This window comes from Hymenobacter daecheongensis DSM 21074 (assembly GCF_900141805.1).
In the GTDB taxonomy this organism is placed as follows: Bacteria; Bacteroidota; Bacteroidia; order Cytophagales; family Hymenobacteraceae; genus Hymenobacter; species Hymenobacter daecheongensis.
Map to the genome: position 1 here is coordinate 46,200 of NZ_FQYN01000009.1, position 22,260 is coordinate 68,459.

The window sequence follows — 22,260 nt, forward strand, 5'->3', positions numbered from 1 at the left end:
GCCGACCCGTTTTTTCTCTCTCACTTTCTGCTGTTGCTGCCATGCTCCGCCATATTTTTCGCCTGATCTGGAACCGCAAGCGGGCCAATCTGCTCCTGCTCTCCGAGATTCTCTTCTCCTTCATTGTGCTGTTTGGGGTGGGCACGCTGCTCTTCACCTTCGGCCAGAACTATCTGCTGCCCCGCGGCTTCGCGCACCAGAACGTGTGGCGGCTCAACATCTCGGCCGCCCAGGGCGAGAAGATGCCCCGCCCCGTACTCGACGACGTGCTGCGCCAGGTGCGGGCCCTGCCCGGCGTGCTCGATATCTCGCTGGGCAGCCCCAACACGCCCTTCCGCTTCCTCACCATGAACAGCGAGTTTCGCCACGGCAACCGGAAATCGGACATCACGGACCGCTACGACGCCGACGACCGCTACCTCACCACGCTGGGCCTCACGCTGCGCGAGGGCCGCTGGTTTCAGGCCCGCGACGATGCCAACCCGCGCCGTCCCGCCGTCATCACCCAGAACCTGCGCGAGGCCCTGTTTGCCCCCGGCGAGCCGGTGCTGGGCCAGCTGATTCAGCCCGCCGACCAGGGCTTTCAGGCCACCGGCCAGGAAGAGTATCAGGTGGTGGGCGTGGTGGAAAACGTGCGCCCCGGCAGCGACTTTTCGGGGCCGCAGTCGGGTATGTGGCTGCGCCTGGTGCCCTACGACACCACCCACTGGGAGGGCGCGGCGGTGCTGGTGAAGGTGGCGCCCGGTCAGGGCCCGGCCCTGCAGCAGCGCATTGTGCGCACCATTGCGGGCGTCACGCGGCAGTGGAGCACGGAGGTGCGCACCCTCGAAGCCGACCGCCTCGACAAGCTGCGCGTGACGCTGGCCCCGCTGGCGGCGCTGGCGGTGGTGGGCATTTTCCTGATTGTGAATGTGGCGCTGGGCCTGTTTGGAGTGCTGTGGTATAATATCAGCCAGCGCCGGGCCGAAATCGGGCTGCGCCGCGCCATGGGGGCCACGGGCCGGGGCATCGGCCACCAGTTTCTGCTCGAAACCATGGTGCTCACCACCCTGGCCGTGGCGGCCGGGCTGCTGCTGACCGTGCAGTTTCCGCTGCTCGGGGCCTTCGGCGGGCCGCCGCGGGTGTATGGTATGGCCATGCTGCTGGCCACCGGGGTCGTGTTCCTGATTACGGCTGTGTGCGCCTGGCAGCCCAGCCGCCTGGCCGCCCGCATTCAGCCCGCCGCCGCCCTGCGCGAGGAATAGGCGACGGTAGCCCTGAACCAGACGGGCACGCCGGTCCGGCGGCCGCTGAAGCCGCCGGGCCGCCGGGCGCTGGAACAGCCCACCCGAACTGCTTATTTTGCACCGGCCCGGCCGCCGCGCCCCCGGCCGCGAATACGCCCTTTGCGGCCGGAGCGCGGGCCGCCGCCGCCCGAAACCGAGCTGAAGTGGCCCGAAATCGGGGGTGCGACCCTCAAAATAGAGGGGACGACCCCGGAAATCGGGCCTCACTGGCTCGAAATCGGTCCACTTTGGCTCGAAATCGAGGGTCGGACCCCCGATTTCGAGGGTCCGACCCTCGAAATCGGGGGTCCGACCCTCAAAATAGAGGGGACGACCCCGGAAATCGGGCCTCACTGGCTCGAAATCGGTCCACTTTGGCTCGAAATCGAGGGTCGCACCCCCGATTTCGAGGGTCCGACCCTCGAAATCGACCCATTTTAGCTCGAAATCGAGGGTCCGACCCTGGAAATCGAGCCACTTTAGCCCGAAATCGAGGGTCAGACCCCCGAAATCGGTCCATTTTGGCTCGAAATCGGGGGTCCGACCCTCGATTTCCAGGGTCGGACTCCCGAAATCGGGGGTCGGACCCCCGATTTATTTCTCCTCTTTTCCGCCCTTCGCTCTCTCTCTATGCTACTCATTGTCGATGATGACCTGGCCGTACGCACCTCGCTGGGGCTGTTGCTCAAGCAGGCCGGCTATGCCACGCAGGCCGTGGCCACGCCCGAGGCGGCGCTGGCGGTGGTGCGCGCCACGCCCCCGGCCCTGGTGCTGATGGACATGAACTACTCCTTGGAAACCTCCGGCCAGGATGGCCTGCACCTGCTGGCCCAGGTGAAGGCGCTGGCCCCGCAGGTGCCCGTCATTCTCATCACGGGCTGGGGCAGCATCACGCTGGCGGTGGAGGGCATGAAGGCCGGGGCCGCCGAATTTGTGACCAAGCCCTGGAACAACGCCGCCCTGCTCCAGACCATCGGCACCATCCTGAGCCTGCACGAGCACCCCGCCGCCCCGCCCAATGCCGCCCTGCTCACCCGCCGCGACCTGGACCGCAAGTTCCGCTTCCCAAACATCATCGGGCAGGATGCCCGGCTCGTGCAGCTGCTGCGCAATGTGGGCCAGGTGGCCGCCACCGATGCCTCGGTGCTGATAGAGGGCGAAAGCGGCACCGGCAAGGAGCTGATTGCCGAGGCCATTCACCAAAACAGCCACCGCCGCCAGCAGCCCTTCGTGAAGGTGAATCTGGGCGGCATCTCGGCCTCGCTGTTTGAAAGCGAGATGTTCGGGCACCGCCGCGGGGCCTTCACCGATGCCAAAACCGACCGCCAGGGCCGCTTCGAGCTGGCCAACAAGGGCACCATCTTCCTCGATGAGATTGGCGAGCTGGATATGGGCAGCCAGGTGAAATTGCTGCGCGTGCTGCAAGACCGCACCTACGAGGTGCTCGGCGACAGCCGCCCCCGCAGCCTCGATATCCGGGTGATTTGTGCCACCAACCGCAACCTGGCCGAGCTGGTGCAGGAGGGCCGCTTCCGCGAAGACCTCTTCTACCGCATCAACCTGATAACCGTGCGCCTGCCCGCCCTGCGCGAGCGGCCCGACGATATTCCGCTGCTGGTGCAGCATTTCGTGAATAATCTGCGCACCACCTACCACCGCCCCGCCCTGAAGGTGGGCACCCGCGCCCTGCACTGGCTGCGCGAGCTGCCGCTGCCGGGCAACATCCGGGAGCTGAAAAACCTGGTGGAACGCGCCGTGCTGGTGAGCGGCAACGACGAGCTGGGCCCCGAGGACTTCCAGGCCCAGTTTCAGCCCGCCCCCGCCCGCCCCGCCCCGCCCGGCGAGCTGCCCGCCGTAGGCTCGATGACCCTGGATGAGCTGGAGGCCCAAATGATTCGCAAGTCGATGGAGCACTACGCCGGCAACGTGAGCAGCGTGGCCAAAGCCCTGGGCCTGAGCCGCGGGGCGCTGTATAGAAGGCTGGAGAAATACGCCATACCGTGGTAGGGGTGGAGCGCCAACGAGCGCCAACAGAACGTCATTCCGAGCATAGCCGAGGAATCTCGCGTGCTGACGTGGGAGTAGTAACTTAAGCCCCTCTCCTTTTTCGGAGAGGGGTTGGGGTGAGGCGCAACGAAGCGGTAGAGATGCTTCGACTTCGCTCAGCATGACGTTCTGTTGGCTCCGCACGCCCGTTCTTTGGCTCTCGGCTACCAACTTGCCCGCTCCATGCTCCGTCTGAAATTCCTGCTTTTCGTCATCCTCATTCACGGCATCCTCATCACCCTGGCCGCGCAGCTGATGCATACCAACGCGCCGCTGTTTGTGGCATTGGAAGTGCTGCTGCTGGTGTCCGTGTACCTCTCCGTGCAGCTCTACCGGGGCTTTGTGCGGCCGTTTCAGCTCATTGCGGCGGGCACCGAGGCCATGCGCAGCAAAGACTTTTCCATGAAGTTCGTGCCCGTGGGCCAGCCCGAGATGGATCAGCTCATTGAAGTCTACAACCACATGATTGATGCCCTGCGGCAGGAGCGCGTGGCGCAGCACGAGAAGAGCCTGCTGCTGGAGCGCCTGCTGCACGCCTCGCCCGCCGGGGTGCTGCTGCTCGATTTTGAGGGCCGCATTGAAACCGTGAACCCGGCTGCGGTGCGCTGCCTGGGCCAGCCGGCCGCCGCGCTGCTGGGCCACAAGCCCGGCGAACTGCCCGGCGAGTGGGGCGCGGTGCTGCGCGAGCTGCGCGGCGGCCAGCCCCGCGTTATCCGCCTCTCGGGCATCCAGACCTACCGCGCCCACTGCTCGCACTTCCTGGACCGGGGCTTCACCCGCCATTTCATTGTGCTGGAAGAGCTGACCCAGGAGCTGATCCGGCAGGAAAAGCAGGCCTACGAGAAGCTGATCCGGATGATGTCGCACGAAATCAACAATTCCATCGGGGCCATCAACTCCATTCTGCAGAGCTTCGGCCACTACACCCCCCAGCTGCGCCCCCAGGACCAGCCCGACTTCACGGAGGCGCTGGAAGTATCCATCGGCCGCAATACGCACCTGGCCAATTTCATTGCCAACTTCGCCAACCTGGTGCGGCTGCCCGCCCCCACGCGCCGTCCCTGCGACGTGCACGAGCTGCTGCGTGCTATTCATCGGCTGCTGCTGGTGCCCAGCGAGGCGCGCCATATCCGGTGGGAGTGGGCGCTGGCTCCCGGCCCGCTTTGGGTCAATCTGGACCACCAGCAGATGGAGCAGGCTGTGCTGAACATTGCCAAGAACGCCCTCGAAGCCATCGGCGAAGGCGGCACCATAACCATCCGCACCACCGCCCAGCCGCCCACGCTCACCGTGCTCAACGACGGCCCCGGCATCGCGCCCGCGGTGCAGCAGCGGCTGTTCACGCCCTTTTTCAGCACCAAGCGCGACGGCCAGGGCATCGGCCTCACCCTCATCCGCGACATTCTGCTCCAGCATGGCTTCCCCTTCCGCCTCGAAACCCAGCCCGACGGCCTCACCGCCTTCCGCATCGAGCTGACGACCACCGAAAAGTAGCGCGAACATCCGTTTTGCGCTACCGGCCGGCTATTCAATCAGCCCCTGATTAACGGCGTATTTCACCAGCGCCGCCGTGTTTTTGGCCTGCGTTTTCTCGATGATGTTCTGGCGGTGGGTTTCGATGGTGCGCTTGCTGGTGAAGAGCTTGTCGGCAATTTCGGCGTTGGTGAGGCCCTCGGCAATGAGCTTGAGCACTTCCAGCTCCCGCCCCGACAGCTCGTGGGGCGCTTTTGCCGCGGGGTCGAAGGTTTTTTCCGGCGCGAGCGGGCTCAGCTTGCGCAGCAGATCCAGCCCGATTTCGGTGCACAGAAACAGCCGCCCCTCCGCCACCGTCCGGATGGCGTGCATGATTTCGGCGCTGTCGGCATTCTTCAGAATGTAGCCCCGCGCCCCGCTTTCCAGCGTGCGGGCCACGTATTTCTCGTGGTCCAGCATCGAGAGCACCAACACTTTCAGCGCCGGGTACTGCAGCTGCAGCAGGCCCAGCGCCGCGAAGCCATCCATGCCGGGCATGTTCAGATCGAGCAGTACCACATCGGCGGGGGTGTGGGCCAGCAGCGCCAGCAGCTCCTGGCCACTGGCCGCCTCGCCCACCACCTGCAGGTCAGGCTCGCCCTGCAGCAGCGCCCGGATGCCCTCCCGCAGAATGGTGTGGTCGTCGGTGAGAATGATGCGAATCATGGGCGGAAGGTAAGGAAGCAGATGGAGAGGCAGGTGGCAGCCCCTGGCTCCGCTACTTTACGGCATTGGCCGCAGAACGGCTCAGGCCCGCTGCCGGCCCCAAAAGCAGGAAGCCCGCCGCTCATTCGGCCATGAGCGGCGGGCTTCAGTTGGTGGCCCCGGCGAGAATCGAACTCACATCTAAAGTTTAGGAAACCCTTGTTCTATCCGTTGAACTACGGGGCCGTAGCCCTAGGCGGGGCAAAGGTAGGCCGAATCGGGCGGCGGCCCAAACCGGCGTGGCGCGTTGGGGCCAACCAGGGCCGGCTATGGGCACCAAACCGTTTTGTTTCCTAGCTTTCCCGCTCTATGGGATTACTGGATGATATGCACGCCGCCCGCCGCGCCGCTGGTCGCCGGCCGGCCACCCCCGCCGCCACCGATGCCGACGGCATGGTGCCCGCGCTGCTGTTCATTCCCGATATCAGCGGCTTCACGCGCTTCATTCAGCAGTCGGGCAGCCCGCTGGCCCCGCAGCTCATTGCCGATCTGCTCGAAATCCTGATTGAGGCCAACCTGCTGGATCTGGAAGTGAGCGAGATTCAGGGCGACGCCATCCTGTTTTATCGACTGGGGCCGCCGCCGCCCGTGCAGGAGCTGGTGCTACAGTGCCGCCGCATCTTCCTCGATTTTCAGAACTACGTGCGCTTGGTGGAGCGCGACCTGGACTCGGACCTGAGCGCGGCCCTGCGCAGCCACGACCTCACCATCAAGATCATCGTGCATTTTGGCCGCGTGAGCGTGGCCCAGATCCGGCAGTTTACCAAGCTGATGGGCCGCGACGTGATTGTGGTGCATCGGCTGCTCAAAAACAACATCACCGGCAGCGAGTACATCCTGCTGTCCGACGGCTACCTCAACACCCAGGACCCGGCCGAAGTAGCCCGCAGCTTCACCTGGACGCGCCTGCTGCGCGGCACCTGCCTCTACGACTACCTGGGCGAAATCTGCTACCGCTACGCCTACCTCTCGCCGCTGCGCCTGCTGCTGAACGGCCACCAGAACGGCACGCCCGCGCCCGGCAGCCAGCGCAACGCCCTGCAGGTGCAGCGCCCCATTCGGGTGCCGGCCGCCTACGCGCTGCGCGTCATCAGCAACTTCCGCCTGCGCCCCAACTGGATGCCCGGCGTGCGCGACGTGCACTACGACGTAACGAAGGCCGGCCGCCTGGGCACCAGCTACAAAGTGCAGCTCAACCGCGGTCAGATTGACTTTCAGGCCGTGCAGCGCTTCGAAGACGCAACCCGCATCGAGTACGTGGAGAAAATCTCGCTGTTCCGCCTGTTTCCCAACTCGCTGCTGTTCTTCTTTCTCGAACCCCAGCCCGACGACTCCTGCCTGGTCACGCTGGAGTTTCGCTACGGCTACGTGGCCAGCGCCCGCCCGCTGGTGCGCTTCGGCCAGCTGCGCCGGATGCGGCAGTTTCTGGCCCGCGCCACCCGCCAGCTAGCCGCCCTCTGCGAGGCAATGGGGCAAAGGTGAAGTTGTGAAGGGTGAAGTTGTGAAATGTTCTGTCATCCTGAGCAAAGCGAAGGACCTTCCTCTTTCCTCCCTACAAAACGCCTTTTAACGCCCAAAGCCCTTTACCACGCGAATGGTAAAGGGCTTTGCTCATTTCAAAAGGTTTGTCACTCAACTGAGGAAGGTCCTTCGCGGGGCTCAGGATGACAGACGCTTTGGCATCCATCAACCCATTTCCACATCAGCACATTAAAGAACCAGCACATCAAAGAATCAGCTCTTATACAGCATGGCGATGCCGAAGGACAGGGCTACCAGGATCAGGCCAACCATGAAGATGGTATAGCTGATGCGCAGCAGGCGGTATTTGCGGGTGAGCACGTGGCCGAGATAGTAGATGTCCGTGACCATGTTGGTGTAGAGCGTGTCCTTTTCGCGCATGATTTCGTTCATGCCGCTCTGGAAGTCGTCGAGGCTGAGCTTGCTGAAATTGCCGAAAAAAAGCAGGTTCACGCGGCGGTTGGTGGCAATCTGGGGGCTGCGCTTGAGCCACTTGAAGCTGGTCACGTCGGGCTGGGCGCACAGGATGGCCGTGACCACCGAACCCAGCGCCGTGATGAGCAGAATGCCCATCGGCACGCCCAGAATCGGGTTTTTAGAGAAGATGGTTCCCAGCGCCGCCGTCTTGCCCATCTTGGCCCCGGCGTAGGTCACAATCACCGAAATAAGCACCGCGTTCAGGCTAATCATCATATTGGCCTTGTTGTCGGCCATATCCGAGAGCTTGATGTGGTTGTTGTACATGGTCCGGAACATGGTTTCCACGCCCCGCTTGGGGTCGGCGAAATTGCCAGTGGCTTCCTCCTCCTTCTCCTTGGTCTTCTTCTCGGTTTTCTTCAGGCGCTTGCGCTGCTCCTTCAGGTTGTCTTTAAACTGCTTGCCGTAGCGCTCCTTGGCCGCGTCGGTGTTGAACTTGGCCGTGAGCAGAAAGTCGAGCTGGCTTTCGGCCCATTGCGTATTGGAGTAGGTTTTGCCCAGCATGGTTTCCCACTCGGCTCGCAGCAGCTCGGCGTTGGAGAAAAAATCTTCGCGGCCCATGCTGCTGATGTCGGCATCGGTGAGCAGCAGTTGCAGCTCGGTTTCGGGGGCTTCGTCGCGGTGCGTGGCCCGGATGGTGTCCTGCACCACGCTGATGCGGTCGGCGGGGTAGCCCTGCTCGCGCAGCCACTGGCCCGCCATTTCCAGGCTGCGGTATTCGTGGCCGTCGTACACTTCGATGTAGCCCGCATCATGAAACCAGGCGGCCAGCACCAGCGCTTCCAGGTCGGCCTCGCTCAAGTGGCTGGCCTCGCCCAGCGCTTTGGCCTCCTTCACGGTACTCAGCGTGTGCTTGAGCGAGTGATAGACCAGCTGCTGGGGAAGTTTTTCCTCGAAAAGGGCCGTAATGTAGGCTTTGGCCTTCTTCACGATTTCGGCTTTCGCCGGCTTAATGGTTTCAGTTGGTTCCATGCGGAGGGTAAAGAATGGGGCGCTGGTGGCGAAACCGCGCCGCCTGACCGGCTTAGAACGCGAATCGGAAGCGGAGGTTTTTGCCGGGGCCCGTCGGGTGGGCCCAACCGCGGCGGGGCCGTCTGCGTACGGACCGGTCAACGCCGTGCGCGGCCGTGCGTATCACTAAGTTTACGTCCTTTTTTTACAACGCTGCCTGGCCCGGTTCGGCCGAACCGGCCTTTTCGCTTCCTGCTTCCATTATGAGAAGACATTTCCTGTTTTGCTGCCTGTTGCTGATGGGTGGCCTAAACGCGGCCTTCGCCCAAAAAACCCAGACCGCGCACCCCACCCGGCCCAACTACCACCACGGGGGCGAAAATTGGGAGAGCAAAACGCCGCCCGACAGCTCCCACATTCGCTACAGCGTATTTCTGATCGGGGATGTGGGCAAGCCCGCGCCCAAAGCCGAAGGCGGCGAGCCGTCGCTGAACTTTCTGCACCAGCAGATCGTGAAGGCCGGGGCCAAAAGCACCACCGTGTACCTCGGCGACAATATATACGAGTATGGCATGCCCCGCGAGGGTGCCTACGACCGCAAAGCCTCCGAGGAGCGCATGATTTCGCAGCTCGACGCGCTGCGCGACTACGCCGGCGAGAAGTACATGATTCCGGGCAACCACGACTGGAAGCAGGGCCTCACGGGCGGCGTAGACCAAGTGAACCGCGAGCAGGCCTTCGTCGAAAACTACCTCACCTCCGACTCGGCCGCCTTCGCCTACACCGGCGACTTTTTCATTCCGCGCAATGCCTGCCCCGGCCCGTTTGAGGTGCGCGTGCAGGACGATGTGGTGATGATTGCCGTGAACTCGCAGTGGTTTTTGCAAACCAACGGCGAGCGGCCCTACGGCACCAACAGCGGCTGCGGCGTGGCCAACGAAACCGACTTCTTCACCCAGCTCGAAGACATCATTCAGCGCAACAAGGGCAAGAACATTATGGTGGTGGCCCACCACCCGCTGTACTCCGACGGCATCCATGGCGGCTACTTCACCCTGGCCGACCACTTCTTCCCGCTGTCCATCGTCTATAAGTACGCGTTTCTGCCGCTGCCCATCATCGGCTCCATCTACCCGTTTGCCCGCAAATACGGCGGCGTGAGCCAGGACATTCCGCACCCCCAGTACCAGGCCTACAAGAATGGCCTCACGGCGATTTTTGATAAGTACCCGAACATCATCTATGCTGCCGGGCACGAGCACAACCTGCAGTATTTCAAGGTGAACTCCTGGCACCACATCGTGAGCGGCTCGGGCTGCAAAACCCAGCACGTACGCACCGGCAAAGGTGCGGGCTCGGTGTTTTCGGACAAGGAAAAGGGCTGGTCGCGGGTGAACTACTACGACAACGGCGAGGTCTGGACCGAGTTCTGGGTGCCCAATGACCGGGGCGAATCCGGCCGCTTGGTGTTCCGTACTTCCCTCTATGCCCAGCAAACCGAGCAGGTAGTGCAGCGCCTGGAAACCAAGCAAGTGAAGCGCCCCAACTTCCGCGACAGCACCATCACGCTGGCCGTGAACCCGGCCTACGCCAAGCGCGGCGCGTTTCATAAGTTTCTGTTTGGCGAGCATTACCGCCGCGAGTGGGCCACGCCCGTGAAGTTCAACGTGCTGGATATGGCCACTGAGCAGGGCGGGCTGGAAGCCTACAAAATCGGGGGCGGCAAGCAGACGGCCTCGCTGAAAGTGCGCAACGAGGCTGGCCGCCTGTTCACCATCCGGGGGCTGAACAAGGACCCGGCCGCGGTGCTGCCCGAGGCCCTGCGCGAGGGCGCGGCCAAGGACATTCTGCAGGATCAGATTTCGTCGCAGCACCCGTACGCCTCGTTTGCCATTCCGCCGCTGGCCGATGCGGCCGGCATTCTGCACACCAACCCCAAGCCGGTGTACATTCCGCAGGACCCGCTGCTGGGCCAGTACCTGAACCGCTTCGCCAACACCCCCGCCGGCTTCGAGGAAGATGCCAAAGACAACCAGGCCAACGTGGCCTCTTTGGGCAACTCGACCAACCTGGTGGGCACCGACAAGGTGCTAGAGCGCCTGCAGGAAGACAACGACAACCGCGTGAACGAAAAGGCCTTCGCCCGCTCGCGCCTTTTCGACATGTGGATCGGCGACTGGGACCGGCACGAAGACCAGTGGCGCTGGGCCGAGAAAAAGGACAAGGATGGCGACCGGAAATATACGGGCGTGCCCGAAGACCGCGACATTGCCTTCTTCAAGGGCGACGGCCTGTTTCCGTTTCTGGCCTCGCGCAAGTTTGCCATCCGCAACTTTCAGAACTTCGGCTACGACTACGCCGACTACCGCGGCCTGAACCTGACAGCCTTGGCCAACGACCGCACCTTTCTGGCTTCCGTCACGAAGGAAGACTGGGTGAAGATTGCGGAAGACATGAAGAAGGACCTCACCGATGAGGTGATTGAAAAGGCCTTCCGCACCCGCTGGAGCAAGGAGATATACGACCTGCACGGCCCCGAAATAGTAGCCAAGCTCAAGAGCCGCCGCGAGCTGCTGCCCAAGCTGGCCGCCGACTACTACGGCACCCTCAACCGCATTGTGGAGGTGAAGGGCAGCAAGAAGCGCGAGAAATTTGTGGTGACGCGCCTGGAGGGCAACAAAACCCGCGTGCAGGTCAATAAAATCAACAAGGAAGGCCAGGTCAGCAAGGAGCTGTTTGATAAAACCTTCGATAACAAAACCCAGGAAATCCGCCTCTACGGCTTCGCCGGCGACGACGTGTACCGCGTGACGGGCCGCGCCAAAGGCGGCTCGCTGCTGCGCATCATTGCCGGCACCGGCCAGGATTCTATCAAGGATGACTCGCAGGTGCGCGGCTGGTTTGGGCACAAAACCCAGGTGTACGACGGCGACTCGGGCAACGTCATTGTTGCGGGCCGCGAAACCCGCCTGCGCCTGGAGCCCGGCATTGATGTGAACCGCTACGACGTGCACCCGCGCGGCAACCGCGGCGACTACAACCTTAACTACTTCGGCCCGGCCGCCTACTTCGGCTACAACATCGACGACGGCCTGTTTTTGGGCGGCGGCCTCACCTACCGCACCTACGGCTTCCGCAAAACGCCCTTCGCCACCCAGCAGACGCTGGCCGCCAACTACGCCCCCTCGCGCGATGCCTACAACGTGCGCTACACGGGCCAGTTCACCGAAATCTTCGGCACGTTCAATCTGCGCGTGAACAGCCAGCTCTACGGCCCGCAGCTGCTCTATAACTTCTTCGGCATCGGCAACGACACGAAAAACTTCGCCCAGGAAAACGACCGCAACAACGTGACGAACCGCACCGTGAACGACTCGTACCGGGTGCGCTTCTCGCGCTTCACCTTCTCGCCCACGCTCGAAAAAGACGTGTTCAGCTTCCTGAAAGTGGGCTTCGGTCCGCAGTACGACCAGTTTCGGGTAGACCGCAGCCAGCTGGGCCGCGTGATTCAGGACAGCCTGAACAACACCGGCGGGCTAGAAAACCGGCGCTACGGCATTCGCGCCTCCGACTTTGGCATGAACCGCTACGCCGGGGCCCGCTTCTACTTCAACCTCGATGCCAGCAGCTCGCCGGTGAATCCGCGCATCGGCATTCGGTGGTATAATGAGGCCCAGTACAACCGCCAGGTGAACGGCGAAAAGCTGAGCTACGGCAACCTGAGCACCGAAGTGCGCTTCTATCTGAGCCCTAACTTTCCGTTCCAGCTCACCTGGGCCGGCCGCCTCGGGGCCAGCCGCGCCCTCGGCGACTACCGCTTCTACCAAGCCAACACGCTGGGCGGCACCACCAACCTGCGCGGCTACCGCCGCACCCGCTACTCGGGGCGCAGCAGCACCTACGCCAACGGCGAAATCCGCCTGCAGCTCTTCACCTTCAATGCCTACGTGGTGCCCGGCAAGTTCGGCGTGCTGGGCCTGGCCGATGCCGCCCGCGTGTATTCCGACAATGACGTGAACACCGGCATCAAGGCCTTCCACTCGGCCTTCGGCGGCGGCATCTGGATAGACGTGCTGAAGCAGGCCGTGATAAACGCCACGTACTCGGTAGGGGAGGAGCGCCTGGTGTTTGTGGGCTTCGACTTCCTGTTTTAGCCCCGCGGTACCTCACCCCCGGCCCCTCTCCATGGGAGAGGGGAGCCACGGCGGTGCAAACGAACAAGAGCCACTTGCTGCAACGCAAGTGGCCCTTGTGTTTAGTGACATCCTGAATTCACTCTTGGTAGCGGGGACGGAGGCGAAAGCCGACGACCCAGCCCCATCCGCGCCGTCAGGCTCCCCTCTCCTATGGAGAGGGGCCGGGGGTGAGGTTCCGGGGCCGGGGGTGAGGTCCCGCGCGCCCAAACGCCTATCCTTTTCCCCCAAATCCCGTTAGCCCAACATTACCGCTCTTTTCCCGCCTTTTTCCGCCCCCCGATGATTTCTTTCTCCACCTTGTCTTCCCTCTGCTGCTCGCCCACCCGGCGCGGGCTGGCTACCGGCCTGGCCCTGCTGGCCCTGCGCCTGACGGCCACCGCGCAGATATATCCGGCCCCCGCCCCCTTGCCCGGCGACACGGCCCGGGGCAAAGAATTCGCGGTGCCCTCGGTGGTGGGCATGGGCCCCAGCAAGGGCCTCGTGATTCGCTACGAGCGGATGCCGCGCTTCAACGTGGCCTCGGCCGGTACGGTGGTGGGCCTGCAGGACTATAGCTCGGAGGCCACCAAAAACGCCCGCCTCACCATCAAGGGCTACATTCCGATGCTCAACCACCCGCACCTGAAGCTGGTGCTGGGCATCAACTATGAGCGGGAGGAATTCCAATTCCGGGACCGGCCGACGGGCTACGAGCTGTACGACAACATCGAGAACAAGGGCCTCAAAACCCTGGGGGCGCAGCTGGCCGTCATCCGGCCCGTGAATACCGTGAACTGGTACATCTTCCGGGTGAAGGGCGAGCTGAGCGGCGACTACAACTCCTCGGAACTGAGCGTGCGCGACTACCTGCGCGTGTCGTCGGAGCTGCTGTATGGCTGGAAGCGCAGCCCCACCTTCTCGTGGGGCGTGGGCGTGCAGCTGGGCTACACGTTCGGGCGGCAGAGCATTTACCCGGCCCTGCTCTACAACCGCACCTTCAACGACCGCTGGGGCGTGGAGGCGCTGTTTCCGGCCCGCATCACGGCCCGCTACAATGCCTCGCCCCGCTCGCTGTTTTTTGCCGGCTACTCCGTCGATGGCCTCAACTACATTGTGAAGCTACGGCAGCCGCTGCAGCGCAACGGCACCAACGGCCAGAGCGACCCCAGCAAAACCGCCCTGCGCACACTGGAGCTGCGCGAAACGGAAGTGAAATTTCGGGGCCGCTGGGAGCGGGAAATCTACGACTTCCTCTGGTTTGGCCTCGAAGGCGGCTACCGCTACAACTACGCTTTCGATGCCTTCGACCGCACCAATGCCGACCGCGAAAAGATCATCGACAGCAAGCTGGCTAACGCGCCGTATGCCAGCGTGGAGCTGTTTATCGTGCCCCCGCGCAAGTTCCTGAAGAACGCGCCCCGGCGGTAGTGGCACGGGTGCCGGACCTCACCCCCCGGCCCCCGGTTCGCTTCATGCGCGAAGCCTTGGGGAGAGGGGGAGCCTGACGACTGGTTTAGGGGAGCCTGACGGTTTGTTTTTTGGAGCGAGGGGTTTTTAATCTGGTGGGGGTTGGTGATATTCCTGCATGGATATAGATGAAGCCTCGGAGGCGGGCAGTCGGCACGCTTTTACCACGGACATGGACCGCTGGTTTCACCACTTGAAAGCGTTTGGGCGGGCCAACCGGAAGCAGCCGACGGAGGCGGAAGAACAGTTGTGGAAGGCCCTGCGCGGCGGGCAGCTACAGGGCTTCCGCTTCCGCCGCCAACACGCCATCAACCGCTTCATCGTGGACTTCGTGTGTCTGCGGGCGTGGCTCATTATTGAAGTAGACGGCGAAGTACACCACGAGGCCGGCCAAGCCGAATATGATACCGGCCGCACCCACGAGTTGGAAGCATTAGGCTTCCACGTCTTGCGCTTCACCAACGAGCAAGTACTCCACTACCCCCGCCGCGTACTAGCCACCATCCGCCCCCACCTTTCACCGGACCAAAATACCTCTACCAAAGAAGAATCGTCAGGCTCCCCCTCTCCCCAAGGAGAGGGGGCCGGGGGGTGAGGTCCGGCACCCGCGCAGTGAAGCGCCCCTACTGCATCAGCCAGTTCACCGCCTCGCCCTCATCCGTAAACAGGCGCACCGACCAGAGCTGGCTGGGGTCGAGGGCTTGGCGCAAGTTGGCTTGGATGGTGAGGTCGGAATGCAGAAATTCCATCCGCTGGGGCGAGATGAGGTAGGCCAGGCGCGGGCGGAGCGGGGCCAGCAGGGCGCAGGCCCGCGGCAGCCACTCCTGCGTAAACCACGCCGACTGCTCGCTGCTGGGGTTGCCCCGGCGGCGCACATCCAGCAGCCAGCGGCCCGAGTGCTGCGCCTGCGCCTGCTCCAGCAGCACGCTATATGCCTGCTGCAATTCGGCCAAAGTGGGGTCAGTGAGCCAGCGCATGGTGAGCAGACCTAAATCGGGGCGGTGGGCTACTTCGATGGCCGTGGGGTCAAGCATGGGCAAATATAAGCAACACCAGATATTCAGCCGCCGCCGCGGCGCTTTCCGCCGCCCTGGCCCGACCTCACCCCCGACCCCTCTCCATAGGAGAGGGGAGCCTGACGGTCAGAATGAACAAAAGCCACCTGCTGCCCAGCGAGTGGCTTTTGCGTTGAAAATTATTCCCAAAACCACCCCCGGCACAAGTACAGCTCCCTTCCTCCCTCCCCACTACCCACCCCGCCGTGGCTCCCCGCTCCCCAAGAAGAGGGGCCGGGGGTGAGGCTGCGCCCGCCAGGGCCAAAGCCCCCGCTCCGCCCACGCCGCCGTGGCTCCCCTCTCCCCAAGGAGAGGGGCCGGGGGTGAGGTCCCACCCGTCACAGCCGCCGCCCCCACCCACAGCTTGTATTACCTCAGAATATCCCCATCTTACCGCCCTATTCTCCAACCCTCCGCTACCCGAAGCGCCTGTTGCAACGCGCGTTTCTCCCATCTTTTTCCCCTTATCCCTTTTTCATGCCCAATCAGTTTCAATCCGACATTCCGGCCGCCGTGCTGGAGAAGGTGCAGAAGTCGCTTAACGACATTAAAGCGGCCCTGCAACCCTACCTGATTTCGCTCACGCCCGACGAGCGCAAAACCATGCTGCGCATGGCCGACAAAACGGTGGCCTTCGTGCAGAAAACCACCGAGTATGGCACCAACAGCCCCGCCTTCGTGCCCCCGTTCGTCGATTTCGATGAGCTGAAGCAGGACGTGGCCGGCCTCACGGCCCTCACGCCGCTGCATCAGCAGCTGGAGCAGCTCGCCCTCGACACCGACTCGACCATGATGATGGCCGGCTCGGAGGCCTACGGCAACTCGCTGACCATCTACAACAACATCAAGTTTATGGCCCACAACAAGCAGCCCGGCGCCCAGACCGCCTACGACGACCTGCGCCAGCGCTTCCCCGGCAGCCCCAACGCCGGCCGCAAGCCCACCCCCGCCAAGAGCTAGCGCCCGCCGCTACTGCCAAAAAGGCCCGATTTCGCTGGTAGCTACCGCGGAATCGGGCCTTTTTGGTGGGAAGGAGGGCCGGTAAAGGTCGAAATCGGGGGTCGGACCCCCAATTTCGGGGGGCGGGCCCCGGAAATCGGGCTGCGGTGGCCCGATTTTGAGCTAAAGTGGCCCGAAATCGGGGGTCGGACCCTCGAAATCGGGCCAACTTGGGTCGAAATCGGGGGTCGGACCCCGGAAATCGGGCCAACTTGGCTCGATTTCGAGGGTCGGCGGGCCGAAATCGGGGGTCGGAGGCGCGATTTCGGGCCACTTTGGGTCGATTTCGAGGGTTGGACCCTGGAAATCGGGGGTCCGACCCCGGAAATCGAGGGTCGGACCCCGGAAATCGGGGGTCCGACCCTCGATTTCCGGGGTCGGACCCCCGATTTCGGGCCAGGGCTAGGCCAGTAGCCAGCGCACGGCTTCGCCTTCGTCGCCGAATACTTCCATTTCGTAGTCGTGGATGCGGGCCAGGGTTTCGCGCACCAGGGGTTGCAGGGCGCTGTTGGTGCGCAGCACCTCGGCGCGGGCGGGCGAGATGAAGTAGGCCAGGCGCAGGCGGGCAGGAAGCATGGTGGCCACGGCCTGGGGCAGCCACTGCTGCGTAACCCAGGTGGTGGCTTCGAGAGAGGGCGCTTCGCGGCGGCGCACATCCATCAGCCAGCGGGTGGCCTGGTGGGTTTGGCCGGCCGCCAGCAGGGTGGCATACTCGGCCTGAAGGGTAGGCAGGTCGGAGTCCTGAAGCCAGCGGGCGGTGAGCAGGTCGAGGTCGGGGCGGTAGTGGATAGACAGCCCGGGAGTATGGAGCATTACGAAAGAAGAAGCGAACGGCGGGTAGGAAGGGTGGGCCGCGGGGCCTTAGCGGCCGGCCGGGGCCTTGCGCCCGGCCTTGGGGGGCGGGGGCAGCAGGGGGGCCTGGAGCTGGCGGTAGTGCTCAAACAGAAATTCGAGGCGGCTTAGTTCGGTGGGAAAGGCGGCCGAGCGGTAGCACAGGTCCACGGCCCGATCGAGCTGCTGGTGGGCCTTCACCAGCACGGGGGGCATGGTGAGCGGGTCGTAGAGGGTGGCCAGGCTCTCCTGGGGGAACTGCGCCCGCGCCGCCAGCACCTGCTGCGCCGCCGCTTCCACGGCCGCGGTTTGCTTCGGGGTGGGGGTTGGGGGGAAGGGGAAGTTGTTGTAGACGAGTGTGCCCGAGTAGCGGAAGTCGCTCTTGAGACGGCCACAGATTTGCCGCATCCAAGCCATGTGCATTTGCGAAGTGAATACACCGAACAAGTATGGGGTTGCGTTCGGGATTGTTCGGCACAAGTCGGTGGCGATAATTTCCTTCGACATGAACCCCACCGGAATGTACTTCCGGTTCTCTGACGTGACTCCCGGTATCAGGAGATAATCACTGTCTGGCTGGCGGTCTTCTGTAAACAACTGCGGGAAGTTGGCCCATTTGCGTGTTGATTCTTTGGTGCTTGCCAGCCTCATTTCTTTCACTCGTTGAATTCTTTCCCGCACAAGTGGCATAGACTTCAACTCAGAAGGGCCGGCCCCTTTCAACCACAAGCACCATCTTGGCTCATTGTAAAGAAATTCACGCGCTCCAAGCAAAGGCTTAATGAAAGCTGCTGCCTGCGGCTCCTTTGCGACTAATTCCTCCTTCTCCGCGTCTGACATCAGCAGGTTGCCTCCGTCCGTCGGTTGGCTGCCCTTTATCATTGGCGGCACTTGGCTGAGAGGTTTGCTTCTGTCAGTCACCCAAGCATCATCAGTATCTATTAAGTAGGCATTAATACGACGAACAGGTCGCCCTTGGGCCTCTGATTTGGGCGTAGCGTAATCGTATAGCATGGCTTGCTTTGGCGCATCTAACCCAAACCCTACTATCACGCAGTAAACAGCCGCGTTATTCTTTGCTTCATTCCCCCACTTAAAGGTCCGATGAGCAAAATGTATCTGGACCCCATAACGCCTCACCAATTCTCCCCACAGAACAGGCACATGTTCGCCTTGTGTAATCGAGTTTGTTGAGACGAACGCAACTTTAATAGCAGTGCCCTGAATGTATTGGGCCGCTTTTAGGAACCACGCAGAAACGTAATCCAATATGCCTGCGGACTTCATGTTTCCAGCCACAGCCGCAAGTTCGGCTCGTTGCTCTTTGGTCTGCCAGGATTGCCCGATGAACGGCGGATTGCCCAAAATGTAGCTGAGCTGGTCTTTGGGGGCCACGGTTTCCCAGTCGGTGGTCAGGGCGTTGCCGTGCACGATGCGGGCGGTGCGGGTGAGGGGCAGGCGCAGGTAGAGGTTGCCGAAGGCTTCGGAGAGGCGCAGGTTGAGCTGGTGGTCCATCAGCCACATGGCCACCTCGGCAATGCGGGCCGGGAATTCTTCCACCTCAATGCCGTAGGCCTGGTCTACCTGCACGCGGGCATACAGGGCCAGGTCGATGGTTTGGCCGGTGGCGCGGCGGTCGGCGAAGAGGCGCTCCAGGATTTCCTGCTCCAGCAGGCGCAGCTCGCGGTACGTGACCACCAGGAAGTTGCCGCAGCCGCAGGAGGGGTCCAGGAAGCGCAGCTTCTCCAGGCGCAGGTGCAGGGCATTGAGGCGGGGCCGGTTCTGGCCGGCCTGGGCCAGCTCCTGGCGCAGCTCATCCAAAAACAGCCCCTGAATGACTTTGAGGATATTGGCCTCGGAGGTGTAATGGGCCCCCAGGTTGCGCCGCTTCACGGGGTCCGTCACGCTCTGAAACAAGGACCCGAAAATGGCGGGCGAAATGCGCGACCAGTCGAAGTAGGTGCAGCGAATGAGCTGCTCGCGCAGGGCGGCATCGAAGGCCGGGAAGGGGAAAAACTCCGTGAACAGGGAGCCATTCACGTAGGGCAATTGCTGGAGGTAGTCGGGCAATTGGCGCTGGCGGGTGGCGGGGGCCTGGTCGAGCACCTCAAACCACTGGGCCAGGCGGGTGCCCACGTCGGAGCCGTCGGGGCGGGTGTGCTCTTCCAGGAAAGCCCGGAAGGCATCTTTCTCGAAGATGGCGGTATCCTCGGCAAACAGGCAGAACAGGATGCGCACGAGCAGCACTTCGAGCTTGTGGCCGTGGTAGCCGCCGCGCAGCAGGGCATCGTGCAGCTCGCCCATCAGCTCGGCGGCCCTGATGTTGGCGGGGTCTTCGGGCTGGTACTGGCGCTTCTGGTAGCCGGTGAGGAAGGAGAACAGGTGCAGGTGCTGGTGCAGCTCCGAGAGCCCGAAATCGTGCTGGGTGCCCTCGTCGAGGTCGTAGAGGCGGAAGCGGGCGAAGTCGGAGACGAGGATGTACTTGGGCAGCTCGTGGTCTTGCAGGCCGGGGAAGTAGTCTTTGGCCTGCTGGCCGGCTTTGTCGAGGTCTTTGCCGCGGCTTTTGTGCTCCACCAGCAGGGTGCCCTTCCAGAGCAGATCAATAAAGCCCTGCTGGCCGGAGAGCTTCTTCACGGGCTCCTCGAAGGTGGCCACGCGGCGGCGGTTCACGCCGAACACGTTGAAAAACTCGCCCCAGAAGGCTTTGGCTTCGGCATGCTCGCGGGTTTCGTGCTGCCACTCCTGGGCAAAGCGGATGGCGCGGTCTTTTACTTCGGATAGGGATAGGGGCATCGGGTAGCGGATTGGGGGGTGGAAGATAGGGAGGAATGGGGGGTTGGGCCTCACGCCCCGGCCGCCGGACCTCACCCCCCGACCCCCTCTCCTTGGGGAGAGGGGGAGCCACGGCGGCGCGGGTGGAGCGGGGGAGGGAATGGAAAAGTCACGATTTGGGGGGAGGAGGAGCCACGGCGGCGCGGGCGGGGCGGGGGAGGGTATGAAAAAGCCTCTTCACGGGGTGGTGAAGAGGCTTTTCTGTGGTTGTCGTCTGGCTCCCCCTCTCCCCAAGGAGAGGGGGCCGGGGGGTGAGGTCCGCCACCCGCGCGCCTACTTCGCCGCCGGCTTGCGGCGCCGGGTGCTCAGCTTCCTTAAATACTCATACGTTTCAAACTGGGCTCGCAGAGGTTGGGCTTCGGGGTCGTCCTGGCCGATGTAGTTGTTCTGGAAGTCGCGGGATTTCACGTTGTCGCGGCGCTGCAGGTCGAGCAGGTGGCGCACTTCGGCGCGCAGCTCGTCGCTGAGAATGGGGAAGGCCACTTCCACGCGGCGGTCCAGGTTGCGGGCCATCCAGTCAGACGAGGCCACGTACACTTTCTCGTGGCCGTCGTTGCCGAACACGTAGATGCGGGCGTGCTCCAGGTAGCGGTCCACCAGGCCGCGCTGCTGAATGTTCTCGCTCTGCCCGGCCAGCTGCGGAATCACGCACGAAATGCCGCGGATGAGCAGTTCCACGCGCACGCCGGCCTGGCTGGCCTCGTAGAGCTTCAGAATCATGCGCTCATCCTGCAGGGCATTCAGCTTGAGAATGATGTAAGCGTCCTTGCCGTGCTTGGCCAGCTTTATTTCGCGGTCGATGAGGGCCGTGAGCTGCTCGCGCAGCTCGAAGGGGGCTACCAGCAGGTGCTCGAACCCGGATTTGGGCTGGCGGTCGTGGAAGTAGCGGAACACCTCGGCCGCCTCGCGGGTCAGGCGCGGGTCGGCGGTAAACAGACCGTGGTCGGCGTAGATGCGGCTGGTCTGCTCGTTGAAGTTGCCGGTGCTGAAATAGGCGTAGAGGCGGTTCTGCTCGTCCTCGGTGCGCGTGATGAGCAGCAGCTTGCTATGCACCTTCAGGTCGGGAATGCCGAAAATGACGTTGGCCCCGGCCTTTTGCAGCTTCTCGGCCCAGAACATGTTGCTTTCCTCGTCGAAGCGGGCTTTCAGCTCCACCACCACCGTCACCTGCTTGCCGTTTTTCACCGCCTTCAGCAGGGCCTTGGCCACCTCGCTCTTGGCCGCCACCCGATACAGCGTAATCTGCAGGCTGGTCACCTGGGCATCGGCCGCGGCTTCGGCAATCAGGCGCGTCACGTAGTCGAACGACTGGTAGGGCAGGTGCAGCAGGTGGTCGCGCTCGGCAATGGCGGCCAGCATCTTGCCGCCGGTGCGGGGCAGCGTGGGGTGGGGCAGCGGCTGCAGCTCGGGGTACTGCAGCTCCGTCAGGCCCAGGTTCGGGAAGCCGAAGAAGTCGCGGAAATTGTGGTAGCGGCTGCCCTCCACCAGCTCCTCCTTGCCGATGCCGGTTTTCTGCATCACCTTCTTGAGCACGGGCTTGGGCATGCCGGGGTCATACAGCAGGCGGGCCGGGTAGCCGGTTTCGCGCTTCTGCAGGCTGCTCTTGATCTTGGCCATCATATTGCCCGATACTTCCTCCTGAATGTCCAATTCCGCGTCGCGGGAGAGTTTCAGGGCGTGCACCTGCACCCGCTGGTACTTGGGGTACAGCTCGTGGGCGCAGCACCGAATCACGTCGTCCAGGAACATCACGTAGTGCTCGTCGCCCTCCTGAGGCAGCTGCACGAAGCGGCTGCCGTGACGCTTGGTGGGCAGCTCCAGCACCACCACCCGCTCGTCGTCGTCGTGCTTTTTGGCCTTGATGGGGTCTGTGAGGTACACCGTGAGGTACACGGTCTGGTCCTTCAAAAACAGGTGGTGCAGGTTGTCGTCGAGCAAGACGGGCGAGAGCAGGTCCTGCACCTTGTCGCGGAAATACTGCTCTACCCAGGCGCGCTGGGTGGCGCTCAGGTCGTGGTCGGCAATGAGGTGAATGTGCTGGCGCTGCAATTCGGGCAAGATGCTCTCCCGAAACGTCTCGCCGAACTCCTGCTGCTGGCGGCCCACCTCTTCGAGCAGGTTTTTGAGCTGCTCGCCGGGGTCTTCGCCCAGCTTGGCGCGGGTCTTTTTCTTGAGCTTCACCAGCCGCCGCAGCGTGGCCACGCGCACCTTAAAGTACTCGTCCAGGTTGGAGGAGAAGATGGCCAGAAACTTCACCCGCTCCAGCAGCGGCACCGCCGGGTTCTGCGCCTCCTGCAATACGCGGCGGTTAAAAGCCAGCCAGCTCAGCTCCCGGTTCAGCAGGACGGGTTGATGTTTCTTGGGGGTTTCCATGAGGGGTAATTAAAAATTAAGAATTAAAAATTAAGAATTGAGAACGAGCAA

Annotated in this window: 15 protein-coding genes and 1 tRNA gene; 9 read left to right on the forward strand and 7 right to left on the reverse strand. The window is 63.0% G+C overall.

Annotation, left to right across the window (positions count from 1 at the left end):
* Positions 1–41 precede the first annotated feature (41 nt).
* The 4 genes from BUB62_RS16140 to BUB62_RS16155 all read left to right on the forward strand — a co-directional run bounded on the left by BUB62_RS16140 (position 42) and on the right by BUB62_RS16155 (position 4,805).
* Positions 42–1,244: an ABC transporter permease gene (locus BUB62_RS16140; protein WP_073111873.1), complete on the forward strand. Its 1,203-nt coding sequence runs from the start codon at positions 42–44 to the stop codon at positions 1,242–1,244.
* 141 nt (positions 1,245–1,385) lie between these two features.
* Complete coding sequence (locus BUB62_RS16145; protein ID WP_073111875.1) at positions 1,386–1,706, forward strand: hypothetical protein; 321 nt, start codon at positions 1,386–1,388, stop codon at positions 1,704–1,706.
* A gap of 189 nt (positions 1,707–1,895) precedes the next feature.
* Positions 1,896–3,272 (forward strand): sigma-54-dependent transcriptional regulator, encoded by a 1,377-nt coding sequence (locus BUB62_RS16150; protein WP_073111877.1) that lies wholly within the window; start codon positions 1,896–1,898, stop codon positions 3,270–3,272.
* A 222-nt stretch (positions 3,273–3,494) separates the two neighbouring features.
* Positions 3,495–4,805, forward strand: coding sequence for a sensor histidine kinase (locus BUB62_RS16155; RefSeq protein ID WP_073111879.1), 1,311 nt, complete (start codon positions 3,495–3,497; stop codon positions 4,803–4,805).
* 30 nt (positions 4,806–4,835) lie between these two features.
* On the opposite strand, the gene BUB62_RS16160 is transcribed toward BUB62_RS16155, so the two are convergent.
* Both BUB62_RS16160 and BUB62_RS16165 read right to left on the reverse strand, forming a co-directional pair.
* Positions 4,836–5,489 (reverse strand): response regulator, encoded by a 654-nt coding sequence (locus tag BUB62_RS16160; RefSeq protein ID WP_073111881.1) that lies wholly within the window; start codon positions 5,487–5,489, stop codon positions 4,836–4,838.
* Positions 5,490–5,639: 150 nt separating this feature from the next.
* Positions 5,640–5,714, reverse strand: a tRNA-Arg gene (locus tag BUB62_RS16165).
* A gap of 123 nt (positions 5,715–5,837) precedes the next feature.
* Here BUB62_RS16165 and BUB62_RS16170 point away from each other — a divergent pair.
* Positions 5,838–7,010, forward strand: a complete 1,173-nt coding sequence (locus BUB62_RS16170) for a DUF2652 domain-containing protein (RefSeq protein WP_084539134.1) — start codon at positions 5,838–5,840, stop codon at positions 7,008–7,010.
* A gap of 252 nt (positions 7,011–7,262) precedes the next feature.
* On the opposite strand, the gene BUB62_RS16175 is transcribed toward BUB62_RS16170, so the two are convergent.
* The gene (locus BUB62_RS16175; RefSeq protein ID WP_073111885.1) at positions 7,263–8,498 is read right to left on the reverse strand and encodes a Pycsar system effector family protein; all 1,236 of its coding nucleotides are present in this window, start codon (positions 8,496–8,498) and stop codon (positions 7,263–7,265) included.
* A 242-nt stretch (positions 8,499–8,740) separates the two neighbouring features.
* Between BUB62_RS16175 and BUB62_RS16180 the strand changes: the two genes are divergently transcribed.
* The 3 genes from BUB62_RS16180 to BUB62_RS16190 all read left to right on the forward strand — a co-directional run bounded on the left by BUB62_RS16180 (position 8,741) and on the right by BUB62_RS16190 (position 14,714).
* The gene (locus BUB62_RS16180; RefSeq protein WP_073111887.1) at positions 8,741–12,631 is read left to right on the forward strand and encodes a metallophosphoesterase; all 3,891 of its coding nucleotides are present in this window, start codon (positions 8,741–8,743) and stop codon (positions 12,629–12,631) included.
* A 321-nt stretch (positions 12,632–12,952) separates the two neighbouring features.
* Positions 12,953–14,080, forward strand: a complete 1,128-nt coding sequence (locus BUB62_RS16185; RefSeq protein ID WP_073111889.1) for a DUF6268 family outer membrane beta-barrel protein — start codon at positions 12,953–12,955, stop codon at positions 14,078–14,080.
* A 157-nt stretch (positions 14,081–14,237) separates the two neighbouring features.
* Positions 14,238–14,714 carry an endonuclease domain-containing protein gene (locus BUB62_RS16190; protein ID WP_073111891.1) on the forward strand — a complete coding sequence of 159 codons (477 nt, stop codon included), beginning with the start codon at positions 14,238–14,240 and terminating at the stop codon, positions 14,712–14,714.
* Positions 14,715–14,742: 28 nt separating this feature from the next.
* Here BUB62_RS16190 and BUB62_RS16195 read toward each other — a convergent pair whose 3' ends face one another.
* Positions 14,743–15,153 (reverse strand): hypothetical protein, encoded by a 411-nt coding sequence (locus BUB62_RS16195; protein WP_073111893.1) that lies wholly within the window; start codon positions 15,151–15,153, stop codon positions 14,743–14,745.
* Positions 15,154–15,651: 498 nt separating this feature from the next.
* Between BUB62_RS16195 and BUB62_RS16200 the strand changes: the two genes are divergently transcribed.
* Positions 15,652–16,134 carry a hypothetical protein gene (locus BUB62_RS16200; RefSeq protein WP_073111895.1) on the forward strand — a complete coding sequence of 161 codons (483 nt, stop codon included), beginning with the start codon at positions 15,652–15,654 and terminating at the stop codon, positions 16,132–16,134.
* 441 nt (positions 16,135–16,575) lie between these two features.
* Here the strand turns inward: BUB62_RS16200 and BUB62_RS16205 are convergent, their stop codons facing one another.
* From BUB62_RS16205 to ppk1, 3 genes are all read right to left on the reverse strand, one after another.
* The gene (locus BUB62_RS16205) at positions 16,576–16,986 is read right to left on the reverse strand and encodes a hypothetical protein (RefSeq protein WP_073111897.1); all 411 of its coding nucleotides are present in this window, start codon (positions 16,984–16,986) and stop codon (positions 16,576–16,578) included.
* A 48-nt stretch (positions 16,987–17,034) separates the two neighbouring features.
* Positions 17,035–19,797, reverse strand: a complete 2,763-nt coding sequence (locus BUB62_RS16210) for a class I SAM-dependent DNA methyltransferase (protein ID WP_073111899.1) — start codon at positions 19,795–19,797, stop codon at positions 17,035–17,037.
* A gap of 312 nt (positions 19,798–20,109) precedes the next feature.
* Complete coding sequence (gene ppk1, locus BUB62_RS16215) at positions 20,110–22,209, reverse strand: polyphosphate kinase 1 (protein ID WP_073111901.1); 2,100 nt, start codon at positions 22,207–22,209, stop codon at positions 20,110–20,112.
* Positions 22,210–22,260: the final 51 nt, after the last annotated feature.

Coding starts and splice junctions, on each gene's coding strand:
- BUB62_RS16150 (WP_073111877.1), top strand. CDS start 1,896: ATGCTACTCATTGTCGATGATGACCTGGCCGTACGCACCTCGCTGGGG.
- BUB62_RS16170 (WP_084539134.1), top strand. CDS start 5,838: ATGGGATTACTGGATGATATGCACGCCGCCCGCCGCGCCGCTGGTCGC.
- BUB62_RS16200 (WP_073111895.1), top strand. CDS start 15,652: ATGCCCAATCAGTTTCAATCCGACATTCCGGCCGCCGTGCTGGAGAAG.
- BUB62_RS16140 (WP_073111873.1), top strand. CDS start 42: ATGCTCCGCCATATTTTTCGCCTGATCTGGAACCGCAAGCGGGCCAAT.
- BUB62_RS16160 (WP_073111881.1), bottom strand. CDS start 5,489: ATGATTCGCATCATTCTCACCGACGACCACACCATTCTGCGGGAGGGC.
- BUB62_RS16180 (WP_073111887.1), top strand. CDS start 8,741: ATGAGAAGACATTTCCTGTTTTGCTGCCTGTTGCTGATGGGTGGCCTA.
- BUB62_RS16155 (WP_073111879.1), top strand. CDS start 3,495: ATGCTCCGTCTGAAATTCCTGCTTTTCGTCATCCTCATTCACGGCATC.
- BUB62_RS16185 (WP_073111889.1), top strand. CDS start 12,953: ATGATTTCTTTCTCCACCTTGTCTTCCCTCTGCTGCTCGCCCACCCGG.
- ppk1 (WP_073111901.1), bottom strand. CDS start 22,209: ATGGAAACCCCCAAGAAACATCAACCCGTCCTGCTGAACCGGGAGCTG.
- BUB62_RS16210 (WP_073111899.1), bottom strand. CDS start 19,797: ATGCCCCTATCCCTATCCGAAGTAAAAGACCGCGCCATCCGCTTTGCC.
- BUB62_RS16195 (WP_073111893.1), bottom strand. CDS start 15,153: ATGCTTGACCCCACGGCCATCGAAGTAGCCCACCGCCCCGATTTAGGT.
- BUB62_RS16190 (WP_073111891.1), top strand. CDS start 14,238: ATGGATATAGATGAAGCCTCGGAGGCGGGCAGTCGGCACGCTTTTACC.
- BUB62_RS16205 (WP_073111897.1), bottom strand. CDS start 16,986: ATGCTCCATACTCCCGGGCTGTCTATCCACTACCGCCCCGACCTCGAC.
- BUB62_RS16175 (WP_073111885.1), bottom strand. CDS start 8,498: ATGGAACCAACTGAAACCATTAAGCCGGCGAAAGCCGAAATCGTGAAG.